This window comes from Arthrobacter alkaliphilus, from assembly GCF_021483235.1.
GTDB classification, from domain to species: domain Bacteria; phylum Actinomycetota; class Actinomycetes; order Actinomycetales; family Micrococcaceae; genus Arthrobacter; species Arthrobacter alkaliphilus.
The window spans coordinates 130,184-142,235 of sequence record NZ_JAKEEC010000001.1 but is presented as its reverse complement, the minus strand read 5'-3'; the positions used below and the strand labels follow the sequence as shown (position 1 = coordinate 142,235).

The window sequence follows — 12,052 nt, the reverse complement described above, 5'->3', positions numbered from 1 at the left end:
CCCCTCTTCCCGACAACCTGCCGATCAAGAGGGGCGAGGCCCTTAACGCTCGACAGCGCCCGTCCACGGGTCTACCTTGGGCACATGAGCCGAGAACGCGCCGAGGGGACCGAAAAACGCGAAGAAGACGAACCCGGGCAACACGGCGGGGCTGAAACCACGGGCAGCGAGCTGGACCCCGACTTCGTACCCGACCCAAGCCAGGAGAATCCCAATGAGAAGCGGGCCCGGAGCCATCCTGAAGAGACCGGAAGCTGAGCGCCCGATGATCGATTTCAGGAAGGAGCGTTCACTATGAGCCCAGAGACGAACAACCCGGTCCGCGACGGCATCCAAAACGCCGCGGATCCGATTCCCAGGGAAGCTGTAGGCGTCCCAGCCGCCGACGATTCCTCCAAGGGTCCGCAGGCGGCAGACCGCTCGGAGCCGGGTGGCGACGATCCGGGCGTGCATGATCCGAGCGGGCCGGCCGAAGAGGAAGACGAGGCTTCTGCCGATCAACGCGGGCTCACAACTGAACTGGGACCTAGTGATTAACACAACAACGTTATTTGGGAGGTAAGGGTAATGAGCGCGTTGCTATGGATTCTCGCCGTTATCGCAATCGTTTTATTCATCATCGGCGGCACCATCAAGGCCGTCGGATTCCTGCTGTGGGTTGCTCCGATCGTGCTTGTGGTCGCTGTGATCATGTTCTTCGTCAACCGCGGGCGGAGCGTCTAAGCCCGGTTCCGACTGGTCTTTGGCCGGGAGCTGTCGAGGCGCATCCGCAGTTTGGCCGCGCCAAGTAACGGTGATGGCTTCGCCTCCCGGCACTGCCTTGATGTGCAGCGAGACGTCCAGGCCCGCGGGCTCCCGGCACGGATCTGTTCCGGTAGCGCTGGTAATTTCCTGGACCAACTGGCTCAAGGCAAGGGCCGTGGCCCGTCCCCAGTCCTCCGGGTGGGTGCTGGACGCCTCTACGGTCACTGAACGGACGGGCGCTTCGGTCTTGGTGTCTGCCTGCATATCGCTCTCCATCTGGCTTGGAAGACTCCCCTCATCCCCGGCCCATGCCGACAGAAGGATCTTCGTCGGATTCGAGGACTTCGGATGCCCCGTCCTGCGGGTCACGCTCCGGAAGGCCCCCGGGCCCGGGAACGTGGCTTCCGGCGGCTTCTGCAGAGGCACCTTCCGCCCCGGGGCTCGGGTCACCATCGCCCGCATCCTTCCCCTCGGGAGGTGTCTGTGAGCTGCCTTCCTGGGCTGGCGTCGAGGTTCGATCCGGTGACGGGCCGCCGGCGGATCCGCCTTCCCGTTCGTCCTCCGTGGCGTTGGTGGCCTCGCTGACCGAAGAGTTCACTTTGATGGGCTCTCCGGGCTTTCCGGGCTCGGGTACGTGCCCGTCGTCGCTTGGTTCGGACGTTCCGGCGAGGTCCGCCATGGCGTTTTCCGCTGCCTTGCTGATTTCGTCGCGCGCACTCATCGTGCCTCCCAGGATCGTGGGCCGGCCGTTCCGGCGCCTTCAATCCACAGTAGTCAGCATGCTGATTAATTGGCTAGGGGGTGTGTGCGCTGCTGGCCCACTGCTGATAAGCCTGCTTACTATTGGCTGCAGGAAGTGGTTGGTCGAGGTGATGTGGAGGAAGCCGGTAACGTGCGCCCGTACAAGGACAAGCCCAGCCAAGGCGTGCGGTTTGGGAACGCGCCACTGCCTGACGACGTCGAGCGACTGTTGTCGCAGGTCGAAGAGCGGATAGGAGACGTCCCCGCGTTGCTGGCCCTCGCGGAGATAACAGGACGGACGACGCCGGAACCCGGCGAAGGTGAGACGGCCCGGCTGTGGGAGATCCTGGCGTCGCTGGCCGCAGTAGACGTGGCTGCGGCGCGCGTCTTCGAACCGCATCTGGACGCCGGCGCGATCCTGAAGCAAGCGGGGCAGGAGGCCCTTTTCGAGGGAACGTGGGGCGTATTCGCCGCCGAGGGGCATGGTCACGCCCTTGAGGCGCGGAAAACTGTTCAATCCGCGCAGGGCACGACCGCCGTGGTGCTGTCCGGCTCAAAGCCTTGGTGCTCCTTGGCGGGCTACCTCGACCACGCGATCGTCACCGCGAAGACGCAGTCGGGCAGTCGCCAGGCATTCGCCGTCGACTTGCGTTTGCCGGGAGTGAAGGTTGAAGAACCGCTCTGGATCAGCCACGGCCTCCGCGAGATTCCCAGCGGCACGGTGCACTTCACTGACGTCCCCGCAGTCCCGGTCGGCGAGCCGGGCTGGTACTTCGAACGGCCCGGTTTTGCGTGGGGAGGCATCGGCGTCGCCGCATGCTGGCTGGGCGGCGCCGTTGGACTGCTTCGCACGTTCAAGGATGCCCTTGCGCACCGTGAACCGGACCAGATCGCCCTCTCCGGCCTTGGCGAGGCGGATCGCCTGCTCGTTTCCGGCGTCGAGTTGCTCCGCAGAGCGGCGGCCGGGATCGACGGCGGCACGCTGGGCGACGGTGAAGACGGCAACAACGCATGGGCGTATGCACTGCGGGCCAGGGGAAACGTGGTTGCCATTGTGGAGAGAATTCAAGAAATTGTCGGCGAGAACCTGGGCCCGGGCCCGCTTGCGCGGGATGAGGGGCACGCCAAGCGGGTGTCCGATCTTCGCCTTTACGTCAGGCAGCACCACGGCCAGCGTGACGATGCCCAACTCGGTTCGCTGGTCCTGAAAGGCACAACCGCATGGTGACTTTCGCGCACGCCGACCTGGGCACGGCGGAGGAAGAGTGGCTCGGGGCGGGGGTGGACCTGCTGCCCGAGCTCCCGCTGGACGATGCGGAACTGGCCGGCCGGACCGTCGTCGTGCTCGCCGCCCATCCCGACGACGAGACGCTCGGTGCCGGCGGCCTCCTGGCCCGGCTGGTCGACGTCGGGGCCTCGGTCAAGGTGGTGCTGTGCAGTGCGGGGGAGGCCTCGCATCCGCACTCTCCGAGCACCACCCCCGACGAACTGGCACTGCGCAGGCTGCGGGAATTCGAGGACGCGATGGCGGAGCTCGGGCTCGGCGGCCGTTGGACCTTCCTCCGGATCCCTGACGGTCAGCTTGAACAGCACCGCCCGGCAATCCGCGACGGCGTGCGGGCCGCAGTCCGGGATGCCTCCGGCGGCGGTCCACCTCGGGACGTCGTGCTGGTGGCGCCGTTGCGTGGAGACGGCCACCCCGATCATGACACCGCCGGTTCCGTTGCGGCGGAACTCGCCGATGCAGGCGGTTACGGGCTCCTCGAATACCCGATCTGGTATTGGCTTTGGGCCGGCGCGGCTGACGAACGATGGCGCCGCTGGGTGCGATCGGAAATGACGGTTCGCGGCCGGGAGGCCAAGTCAGCGGCTTTGAAGGCGCACCGTTCCCAGATGGAACCGCTCTCGGGACAGCCTGGTGACGAAGCACTGCTGCAGGAACACTTCGTCGACCACTTCCGGCGGACCTGGGAAACATTTGCCTGGACTCCGCCTTCAGGCAGCAACACGGCGGCTGACGCGGAGCGGGTGTTCGACGCCGTTCACCGAGCCTCCCGCGACCCGTGGGACTATTCGAGCAGCTGGTACGAGAAGCGTAAGCGTGCCCTGACCATGGCGGCACTGCCCGAGCCGCGTTACCCCCGGGGCCTCGAACTCGGATGTTCCACGGGAGTGCTGAGCGTGGAACTCGCCCAACGCTGCGAGAAACTCCTTTGCGTAGATGCCAGCGGCCAGGCCCTCGCATCGGCGGCCGCGCGGCTGGCCGACTATCCAGGCGCCACGACCGCGCACATGACGGTGCCCACCCAATGGCCTGATGGCCGGTTCGACCTCATTGTCATCTCCGAGGTGGGCTACTACTTGAGTCCCGCGGAGCTGGACGCAGTCCTCGAGAATTCGGTGGATTCCCTCCTGCCGGGCGGGACGTTGGTGATGTGCCATTGGCGCCGGCCGATTTCAGGCTGGACGCTGGATGGCGACACCGTCCATGCGGCCGCGCGGAGGCGGCTGCCTTGGCCTTTCGCCGCGGTCTACCGGGAGAAGGACTTCGTCCTCGAGACGTTTATCGCGGCCGCGGCTGCACCTGGAAGCGCCGATGCCGGCGCTTAGCGTTGAAGGCGGCAGCCGTCCCCTCGCCGGAGCCTTGGCTGCGCACGGCGGACCGTGCCGGCCCAGTATTTCCCAGGTCGCCGTTGTTGTCCCGGCCCGCAACGAGGCCGAGCGCATTGCCCCGGCGATCCGCGCCATATGCCGCGCCGCCACGAGGCTGCGCGCTGTCCGGCCCGGCGTGGACATCCGAGTCGTGGTGGTGCTTGATGCGTGCGACGACGGGACGGGCGAAGCGGCCCTCGACGCCGCCGGTTCCGATGGGCGCCTCAGCCTCCTTGAGGTTCGGCTGCACAGTGCCGGGGCCAGCAGGGCCGCCGGCGTCCGCGCCGCCCTCGCCTCCTCAGCTATCGAACCCGAGGGGATCTGGTTGGCGAATACAGATGCGGACTCCGTCGTTCCACCGCACTGGCTCTGCGGCCAAGTCGAACTCGCCGAAGCCGGCGCCGATGCGGTACTGGGCACGGTCCAACCGGACCCTGCCGGGCTGGACGGGCGCCTGCTCAATGCCTGGGCCCGGAGGCATCGGTTCGCCGAGGGCCACCCCCATGTGTTCGGAGCAAACTTCGGCGTCCGTGCTTCGCACTACCTCCGCGCCGGCGGGTTCGAGCCCGTGCGCATCCACGAGGACCGGATCCTGGCGGAGCGCCTGCGGCGGTCCGGCAGTACAGTCGTCGCGACGGACACCTTGAGGGTCATCACCTCCGGCCGCCTGCATGGCCGTGCTCCCCACGGGTTCGCCGGTTACCTCCGGGAGTTGGGCGAGGCTCTGGCGAGGCCGCGGGACCCGGCTGCAGGGAGCAGCGCAACGGTGGATATTTGAGCAACCGGCGCTGGAAGGATCCTTGTGTTGAGGCGGGGCGTGCGGTAAGTTACTCACCAGTAACTTACGCAAAGGAGCGGCATGTCCACGTCAGCAATCGACCTCGAAAACCTCCCATACGCCGACGGCGACTTCTATGGCTTTGAGCAGTTGCTCACGGGCAAGGAGCAAGACCGGCTGGCCGAGATCCGGGCCTTCCTTTCCCGTGAGGTCGCGCCGATTGCCGTCGATTGCTGGAATCGCGGGGAATTCCCCATGGACCTGATTCCCAAGCTGGCCGAGATCGACCTGGTCAGTCCGGTCAAGCGGCAAGGCTATTCCAATGTGTTCGCCGGCCTTGTCCATGCAGAGGCAACCCGCGCGGATGCCTCCATCGCCACCTTCATGGGTGTCCACGATGGCTTGTTCACCGGTTCCATCGAGGCGCTGGCATCCAAAGAACAGCAGGAAGCCTGGCTGCCGGATATCTACTCCCTCAAGAAAATCGGAGCCTTCGGCCTGACTGAGCCATTGGGCGGCTCGGACGTGGCCGGCGGCACCCGGACGACAGCCCGCCGCGACGGCGACCACTGGATCCTCAACGGGGCCAAGCGGTGGATCGGCAACGCGACCTTCTCGGACTGGGTGGTGATCTTCGCCCGCGACCTCGACGACAACCAGGTCAAGGGTTTCCTGGTGGATACGAGCACTCCTGGATTCAAGGCCAGCAAGATCGAGAACAAAATCTCGTTGCGGACCGTCCAGAATGCCGACATCACCCTCGAAAACGTGGTGGTCCCGGACTTCTTCAAGCTGGCCAACGCCAACAGCTTCAGGGATACCAACAAGGTCCTCAAGGTCACGCGGCTCTCGGTCGCGTGGCAGGCAGTGGGCCAGCAGCTTGCCGCGTTCGACGTTGCCCGGCGTTATGCCGTTGAACGGATGCAGTTCGGGAGGCCCGTGGCATCGTTCCAATTGGTGCAGCAACAACTTGTCCAGATCCTGGGCAACACGGTCAGCTCCATGGGCATGATGGTCCGGCTTGCCCAGCTTGAGGATGCCGGTGTGGCCAAGGACGAACAATCCGCGCTGGCGAAAGCCTTCACGACGGCCCGGATGCGCGAAAGCGTTGCCTTGGGCCGCAGTATCCTGGGCGGCAACGGTATTGTCACGGACTACGGGATGGCCAAGATCTTCGCCGATGCCGAGGCCATTTACTCCTACGAAGGCACCCACGAAATCAACACCCTCGTTACGGGGCGGGCGATCACCGGGATTTCCGCCATCGTCTAGCATCGCTAAATCGTCCAGCGCCAGCAGATGTCCAAGGCAACAACACCGATGGACGAAGATCCGTGACGAAGGCGAGCGGGTTGACATAGTCCTCACCGCGCCGCACACCCCAGTGAAGGCACGGTGGTCCCGGGCAATGGCCGGCTCGCACGGCGCCGATGTCTTGGCCTTTGCTCACGGGTGCGCCCTTTGAGAGTTCGCTGTCCACTGGTTCAAAACTGCTCAGCAATCCGCCCCCGTGGTCGATGGTGATCACAGGCCGGTCCACCACCACGCCCACGAAACTCACCGTGCCGCCGGCAGGAGCGGCGACCGCTACGCCGTCGGCGGCTGCCCGTAGATCCACGCCGCGGTGCCCGCTCAGCCAAGGCTTGGCCGGCGGATCAAAACCACGCAGGACGGCCGGCGTGGGGGAGAGCGGCCACGCCCAGTCCGGGCGGACCCCGGGCGAGGGTCCCGGCAGCGCCGACGCCACGGCAGGCGACGTACCCAAGGCAAGCAGCAGGAGAACGCCGGCTAAAAAACGTGAAAGCATCATGGTTCCAAGCCTTCACCGGCCCTGCGGGGTCCGGATGCCGCAAGTTCGGCTATGTGGAAAACGGTGCCCAAATGCGCCGAAGGATGGAAGCTGAACCCGCGGTGTTGGCGGTCATGGGGCTCAAGGCGCTGTAGTACACTTGGTGGAGCAGTTTGCTGTGCCCTCAAGCTTGTTCAGAAGCGCTTCTCATTCAGTCGCGCGGGGGTGCCAGGCTGACTACGCGTATCCAACCCTCCAATCGCGAATCCTCGCGGATTCAACGCTGCGGAGGATTGTGCCTCCTGCGGTCCGGCGAGTCCTTGGCCGGATGGGAAGCGCAATGGATGCCAGGAGCCGCGGCCCGTTCGGGTCCGGCTAATTAACCGTCAACTATTGGCAGGGTAAGAGCGGCCCATGCGGCTCTCTCATGAATGACCTGCCGGAAGGAGCGTCGGCATGCCCGTCGTAACCATGCGCCAGCTGCTTGACAGCGGCGTCCACTTTGGACACCAGACCCGTCGTTGGAACCCGAAGATGAAGCGATTCATCTTCACGGAGCGCAACGGCATCTACATCATCGACCTTCAGCAGTCGCTGTCCTACATCGACCGCGCTTTCGAGTTCGTCAAGGCTACTGTCGCCCACGGCGGCACCGTCCTGTTCGTCGGCACCAAGAAGCAGGCCCAGGAAGCAATTGCTGAGCAGGCTACCCGTGTTGGCCAGCCGTACGTCAACCAGCGTTGGTTGGGCGGTATGCTCACCAACTTCCAGACCGTTGCCAAGCGTATCCAGCGCATGAAGGAACTCGAAGAGATCAACTTCGAGGACGTCGCAGGCTCGGGTTACACCAAGAAGGAGCTCCTGCTCCTCAAGCGTGAACTCACCAAGCTGGAAACCAACCTCGGTGGTATCCGCAACCTGACCAAGGCTCCTTCCGTTCTGTGGGTTGTTGACACGAAGAAGGAACACCTGGCTGTTGACGAAGCCAAGAAGCTGAACATCCCGGTTGTTGCCATCCTCGACACCAACTGCGACCCCGACGAAGTTGACTTCCCGATCCCGGGCAACGACGACGCCATCCGTTCCGTCAACCTGCTGACCCGCGTGGTCGCCGACGCCGTTGCTGAGGGCCTCATCGCCCGTAACCAGCGCGCAACCGGCACCGCAGAGGCCCCGGAAGAGCCGCTGGCTGAGTGGGAGCGCGAGCTCCTCGAAGGCAGCAAGGCTGAAGCTCCGGCTGCGGAAGCTGCCGAAGCACCGGCCGCCGAGGCCACCGAAGCTGCTGCGGGCGAAGCCGAAGCAGACAAGTAAATCCGGACCTTTTCCGCGCCGGTTTCGGTGCGGGGAGCTACTGACAGGATGGCGGCCCACCCGGTGGGCTGCCGTCCTGTCAGTCCGTAAACACATAAATTTCTAGACAGAGGGGTTCACATGGCGAACTACACTGCTGCTGACATCAAGGCCCTGCGCGAGCGCACCGGCGCCGGCATGATGGACGTCAAGAAGGCTCTTGACGAGGCCAACGGCGACGCCGAGAAGGCCATCGAGATCATTCGCATCAAGGGCCTCAAGGGCGCTACCAAGCGTGAAGGCCGCTCCACCGCCGAAGGCCTGGTTGCTGCCAAGGTCACCGACGGCGTGGGCGTGATGATCGAGGTCAACTGCGAGACCGACTTCGTTGCCAAGGCTGACAAGTTCATCCAGCTGGCGGACAAGGTCCTGGCCGTCGCGGTCGAGTCCGGCGCTGCCGACCTCGAGACCCTCCTGGCCATCGACGTCGACGGCAAGCCCCTTTCCGAGGTTGTCGTCGAAGAAGGCGCCGTCCTCGGTGAAAAGGTTGTTGTCCGCCGCATCGCCCGCATTGAAGGCGGCACGGTCGACGCTTACCTGCACAAGACCTCCAAGGACCTCCCGGCCCAGGTCGGCGTCCTGTTCGCTGTCGAGGGCGAGGGCGACGCCGCTGCTACCGCAGCCCACGACGTTGCTGTGCACGTTGCAGCCATGGCCCCGAACTACCTGAGCCGCGAAGACGTCCCGGCCGAACTGGTCGAGTCCGAGCGCCGCATCGCCGAAGAGACCGCCAAGGCCGAAGGCAAGCCGGAAGCCGCTCTGGCCAAGATCGTGGAAGGCCGCGTGACGGGCTTCTACAAGGGCGAAGTTCTCTTGGACCAGGCATTTGCCAAGGACTCCAAGAAGACCGTTGCACAGGTCCTCGAAGAGGCCGGCGTCAAGGCAACCGCAGTTGCCCGTTTCCGCGTCGGAAACTAGTCAGACATACAAAAGGGGTGGTCACTTCGGTGGCCGCCCCTTTTGCATGCAACGGCAGGCCCGCACGGACTGCATCCACGGCCGGCAGCTTTCTGCCCGGCCCCCAGCAAGATAATCTAGCCAGAGTCCACAAACGGGAAGGCACCATGGAAACCGAGAACACTGCAATCCATCCGGAGAAGACCCGTCGTCGTGTACTGCTGAAGCTGTCCGGCGAGGTCATCGGCGGCGGAAAGCTTGGTGTGGACCCGGAAACCGTCCGCGCCATCGCCAAGCAAATCGCCGCTGCCGTTTCAGAGGTCGAGGTGGCAATTGTGGTCGGCGGCGGTAACTTCTTCCGCGGCGCCGAACTGTCCCAGAGCGGCATGGACCGCTCCCGCGCTGACTACATGGGAATGCTCGGCACTGTCATGAACTGCCTGGCCCTACAGGATTTCCTGGAGCAGGCGGGCGTCGAGACCCGCGTTCAGAGCGCCATCACCATGGGACAGGTGGCCGAGGCCTACATTCCGCGCCGGGCGATCCGCCACATGGAAAAGGGCCGAGTGGTCATCTTCGGTGCAGGCGCAGGACTTCCGTACTTCTCCACCGACACCGTGGCCGCCCAGCGTGCGCTCGAAGTGCATGCCGACGTCGTCCTCATGGCGAAGAGCGGCGTGGACGGCGTGTACACCGCGGACCCCAAGAAGGATCCCACGGCTGAGAAGCTCGAAACGCTGAGCTACGACGATGCCTTGCGCCGCGACATCCGCGTCATGGACCAGACCGCCATGACCATGTGCAAAGACAACGATTTGTCCATGGTGGTGTTCGGCATGGAAGGCGAAGGAAACGTCACCCGGGCCATCCTCGGCGAAAAGCTGGGCACCCTGGTCACCCCGTAGCAAGGGCTAGGATATTTCTAGGACTCTTCCGCCCGCAGGGGCGGAAATTTATTGTGCACTGCGGCCCGCGACCCGGGGCGCGACTATTTCTGAGGAGAAACCGTGATCGAAGAAACCTTGCTCGAAGCCGGGGAAAAGATGGACAAGGCGGTCGAGGTAGCCAAGGAGGATTTCGCATCGATCCGTACCGGTCGCGCGAACCCCGGACTGTACAACAAGGTGATGGTGGAGTACTACGGCACCCCCACCCCGCTGCAGCAGCTGGCTTCATTCGCGATTCCGGACGCCAGGACCATCTTGATCACGCCCTTTGACAAGTCCGCGATGCGCGACATTGAACGGGCGCTGAGCGACTCCGAGGTCGGCGCAAACCCGTCCAACGACGGCACCGTCATCCGGATCACCATCCCGGAGCTCACCCAGGAACGCCGCAAGGAATACGTCAAGATCGTCAAGGGCAAGGGTGAGGACGCCAAGGTTTCCATCCGAAGCATCCGGCGCAAGGCCAAGGACGCCCTGGACAAGCTCGTCAAGGACGGCGAAGCAGGCGAAGACGAGGGTGCCCGGGGTGAAAGGGAACTCGACGCTATCACCAAGGCACACGTCGATGGCATCGACGAGCTCCTCAAGCGCAAGGAAGCCGAGCTGCTCGAAGTCTGATGAGCGAGGCTGAGCCGGCGCCCGCGCAGGGGATTCCCACCAGCGCCAGGCGCCAACGAGGCAACCCGACGCCGAAGGCCGGCCGGAACCTTCCGGCCGCCATCGGCGTCGGGCTTGCCATGCTCATTGCCGTCCTCGGCGGCCTGCTGTTCCTGCCGTTGGGGTTCGTTCTCCTGACCACCGCTTTTGCCCTCCTGGGCGTGTGGGAAATTTTCCGTGCGCTCGAAGCCCAGGGCACCAGGATGCCGATCATCCCCGTACTGACCGGTACCGTGGCGATGCCGCTCGCGGCGTACTTCGGCGGCACCGAAAGCCTCCTCTTCGCCATGGTGCTCAGCAGCACGGGAGTCCTGCTCTGGCGTTCCCTCGAAAGCGCCGCCGGAGCTCCGCGCAGCGTCTTCTCCGGCGGCTTTACCCTCGCGTGGGTGCCTTTCCTGATGAGCTTTGCCATCCTTCCGCTCCATGCAGGCGGGGGAGCGACGACGGCGGGACCGTGGCCGGGCGGGCAGGTTCCGGCGGGAGCCTGGCAGATCGCCGTGATGCTGCTGCTCGTAGTTTCCAACGACACGTTCGGTTACCTCGTAGGGGTGCTTTTCGGGAAGCACCCGATGGCTCCCAAGATCAGCCCCAAAAAGAGCTGGGAGGGCTTCGCCGGCTCCGTGGCAGGTGCCATGGTCATCGGGGTCCTTGCCGGCATCTTCGTCCTGGGCAGGCCATGGTGGGTGGGCGTCGTGCTCGCCGTGGGCATGGTGGCCGCGGCTACTGCCGGTGACCTGGCGGAATCCATGGTCAAGCGGGAACTCGGCGTCAAAGACATGAGCAGTATCCTGCCCGGACACGGCGGGGTAATGGACCGCCTCGACTCGATTGTCTTCGCGGCTCCGGCGGCATATATTCTTTTCGCGCTGCTGAGCGGCGCCTGACAACCACCAAGAAGGAAAACAGTGGCAGTGGACATTCGTCGCCAGATCCCCGCAGCGTTCGAGCGCGTGGCGCACAGCAAGTATGGCTACAACGCGAAGCAGGTCGACCAGTTTTTCCAGCGCGCCCGGAAATCGTTTGAAAACAGGGCCGAGGCGTCGGAGAAAATCGGCAGCAGCGATGTTCGCGCGGTTGCGTTTGATCCGGTCAGGGGCGGCTACGACGCCGCCGCCGTAGACGCTGCCTTGGACCGCCTCGAAGATGCCTTCGCCCGGCGTGAACGCGACGAGCTGATCGCGGCCGAAGGCGAGGAAGCCTGGTTGCTGAAGATCGGCAAACTCTCAGGAGTGCTGCGCGGCCGCTTGCACCGGCCTGATGGGGAACGGTTCCGCCGCCCCGAAAAGAAGCGCGCGCGCAGCTACAACATTGCCGAGGTCGATGCCTTGTGCGTCTCCCTGATCGGCTACCTGGAAAACGACAAGCCGTTGAGCGTCGACAACGTCCGCCGGGCCGCTTTCTCCGAGGCCCGTGGGCGCGACGGCTACGACGAGGCACAGGTCGATGCCTTTCTCGACCGGGTTGTCGAGCTCATGGCGGCGATCGACTAGCTAGCCC

General features: G+C 64.7%; 15 protein-coding genes. 12 read left to right on the top strand and 3 right to left on the bottom strand.

Annotation, left to right across the window (positions count from 1 at the left end; all coding sequences use genetic code 11):
- The first annotated feature begins 84 nt into the window (after window positions 1-84).
- Together L0B83_RS00695 and L0B83_RS00690 are read left to right on the top strand one after the other, a co-directional pair.
- The gene (locus tag L0B83_RS00695; protein WP_234756073.1) at window positions 85-258 is read left to right on the top strand and encodes a hypothetical protein; all 174 of its coding nucleotides are present in this window, start codon (window positions 85-87) and stop codon (window positions 256-258) included.
- A 36-nt stretch (window positions 259-294) separates the two neighbouring features.
- Window positions 295-537, top strand: coding sequence for a hypothetical protein (locus L0B83_RS00690; protein WP_234756071.1), 243 nt, complete (start codon window positions 295-297; stop codon window positions 535-537).
- Between the two features lie 72 nt (window positions 538-609).
- On the opposite strand, the gene L0B83_RS00685 is transcribed toward L0B83_RS00690, so the two are convergent.
- Window positions 610-1,008 carry a hypothetical protein gene (locus L0B83_RS00685; RefSeq protein WP_234756069.1) on the bottom strand — a complete coding sequence of 133 codons (399 nt, stop codon included), beginning with the start codon at window positions 1,006-1,008 and terminating at the stop codon, window positions 610-612.
- A gap of 31 nt (window positions 1,009-1,039) precedes the next feature.
- Complete coding sequence (locus L0B83_RS00680; RefSeq protein ID WP_234756067.1) at window positions 1,040-1,465, bottom strand: hypothetical protein; 426 nt, start codon at window positions 1,463-1,465, stop codon at window positions 1,040-1,042.
- A 171-nt stretch (window positions 1,466-1,636) separates the two neighbouring features.
- On the opposite strand from L0B83_RS00680, the gene L0B83_RS00675 reads away from it, so the two are divergent.
- From L0B83_RS00675 to L0B83_RS00660, 4 genes are all read left to right on the top strand, one after another.
- Window positions 1,637-2,713 carry an acyl-CoA dehydrogenase family protein gene (locus L0B83_RS00675; RefSeq protein ID WP_372461096.1) on the top strand — a complete coding sequence of 359 codons (1,077 nt, stop codon included), beginning with the start codon at window positions 1,637-1,639 and terminating at the stop codon, window positions 2,711-2,713.
- Complete coding sequence (locus tag L0B83_RS00670; RefSeq protein WP_234756065.1) at window positions 2,707-4,095, top strand: bifunctional PIG-L family deacetylase/class I SAM-dependent methyltransferase; 1,389 nt, start codon at window positions 2,707-2,709, stop codon at window positions 4,093-4,095. The genes L0B83_RS00675 and L0B83_RS00670 overlap by 7 nt, the downstream gene beginning before the upstream one ends.
- Window positions 4,082-4,915, top strand: coding sequence for a glycosyltransferase family 2 protein (locus L0B83_RS00665; RefSeq protein WP_234756063.1), 834 nt, complete (start codon window positions 4,082-4,084; stop codon window positions 4,913-4,915). Before L0B83_RS00670 ends, L0B83_RS00665 begins: the two co-directional genes overlap by 14 nt.
- Window positions 4,916-4,996: 81 nt before the next feature.
- Window positions 4,997-6,187, top strand: coding sequence for an acyl-CoA dehydrogenase family protein (locus tag L0B83_RS00660; protein ID WP_234756062.1), 1,191 nt, complete (start codon window positions 4,997-4,999; stop codon window positions 6,185-6,187).
- Here L0B83_RS00660 and L0B83_RS00655 read toward each other — a convergent pair.
- Window positions 6,162-6,725, bottom strand: coding sequence for a M23 family metallopeptidase (locus L0B83_RS00655; RefSeq protein ID WP_234756061.1), 564 nt, complete (start codon window positions 6,723-6,725; stop codon window positions 6,162-6,164). The two genes, L0B83_RS00660 and L0B83_RS00655, sit on opposite strands and share 26 nt — an antisense overlap.
- A 435-nt stretch (window positions 6,726-7,160) precedes the next feature.
- Here L0B83_RS00655 and rpsB point away from each other — a divergent pair, with 435 nt between their 5' ends.
- The 6 genes from rpsB to L0B83_RS00625 all read left to right on the top strand — a co-directional run bounded on the left by rpsB (window position 7,161) and on the right by L0B83_RS00625 (window position 12,045).
- A complete protein-coding gene (gene rpsB / locus L0B83_RS00650; protein ID WP_234756060.1) occupies window positions 7,161-8,015 on the top strand; it encodes a 30S ribosomal protein S2 in 855 nt (284 codons plus the stop codon).
- Window positions 8,016-8,135: 120 nt separating this feature from the next.
- Window positions 8,136-8,972: a translation elongation factor Ts gene (tsf, locus tag L0B83_RS00645; RefSeq protein WP_234756059.1), complete on the top strand. Its 837-nt coding sequence runs from the start codon at window positions 8,136-8,138 to the stop codon at window positions 8,970-8,972.
- Between the two features lie 146 nt (window positions 8,973-9,118).
- Window positions 9,119-9,856 carry a UMP kinase gene (pyrH, locus tag L0B83_RS00640; protein WP_234756058.1) on the top strand — a complete coding sequence of 246 codons (738 nt, stop codon included), beginning with the start codon at window positions 9,119-9,121 and terminating at the stop codon, window positions 9,854-9,856.
- 102 nt (window positions 9,857-9,958) lie between these two features.
- Entirely contained in the window at window positions 9,959-10,516 is a 558-nt protein-coding gene (gene frr / locus L0B83_RS00635) for a ribosome recycling factor (protein WP_234756057.1), read from the top strand.
- Window positions 10,516-11,439: a phosphatidate cytidylyltransferase gene (locus L0B83_RS00630; RefSeq protein ID WP_234756056.1), complete on the top strand. Its 924-nt coding sequence runs from the start codon at window positions 10,516-10,518 to the stop codon at window positions 11,437-11,439. Before frr ends, L0B83_RS00630 begins: the two co-directional genes overlap by 1 nt.
- 21 nt (window positions 11,440-11,460) lie before the next feature.
- Window positions 11,461-12,045 carry a DivIVA domain-containing protein gene (locus L0B83_RS00625; RefSeq protein ID WP_234756055.1) on the top strand — a complete coding sequence of 195 codons (585 nt, stop codon included), beginning with the start codon at window positions 11,461-11,463 and terminating at the stop codon, window positions 12,043-12,045.
- Window positions 12,046-12,052 lie beyond the last annotated feature (7 nt).

Coding starts and splice junctions, on each gene's coding strand:
- L0B83_RS00695 (WP_234756073.1), top strand. CDS start 85: ATGAGCCGAGAACGCGCCGAGGGGACCGAAAAACGCGAAGAAGACGAA.
- L0B83_RS00690 (WP_234756071.1), top strand. CDS start 295: ATGAGCCCAGAGACGAACAACCCGGTCCGCGACGGCATCCAAAACGCC.
- L0B83_RS00685 (WP_234756069.1), bottom strand. CDS start 1,008: ATGCAGGCAGACACCAAGACCGAAGCGCCCGTCCGTTCAGTGACCGTA.
- L0B83_RS00680 (WP_234756067.1), bottom strand. CDS start 1,465: ATGAGTGCGCGCGACGAAATCAGCAAGGCAGCGGAAAACGCCATGGCG.
- L0B83_RS00670 (WP_234756065.1), top strand. CDS start 2,707: ATGGTGACTTTCGCGCACGCCGACCTGGGCACGGCGGAGGAAGAGTGG.
- L0B83_RS00665 (WP_234756063.1), top strand. CDS start 4,082: ATGCCGGCGCTTAGCGTTGAAGGCGGCAGCCGTCCCCTCGCCGGAGCC.
- L0B83_RS00660 (WP_234756062.1), top strand. CDS start 4,997: ATGTCCACGTCAGCAATCGACCTCGAAAACCTCCCATACGCCGACGGC.
- L0B83_RS00655 (WP_234756061.1), bottom strand. CDS start 6,725: ATGATGCTTTCACGTTTTTTAGCCGGCGTTCTCCTGCTGCTTGCCTTG.
- rpsB (WP_234756060.1), top strand. CDS start 7,161: ATGCCCGTCGTAACCATGCGCCAGCTGCTTGACAGCGGCGTCCACTTT.
- tsf (WP_234756059.1), top strand. CDS start 8,136: ATGGCGAACTACACTGCTGCTGACATCAAGGCCCTGCGCGAGCGCACC.
- pyrH (WP_234756058.1), top strand. CDS start 9,119: ATGGAAACCGAGAACACTGCAATCCATCCGGAGAAGACCCGTCGTCGT.
- L0B83_RS00630 (WP_234756056.1), top strand. CDS start 10,516: ATGAGCGAGGCTGAGCCGGCGCCCGCGCAGGGGATTCCCACCAGCGCC.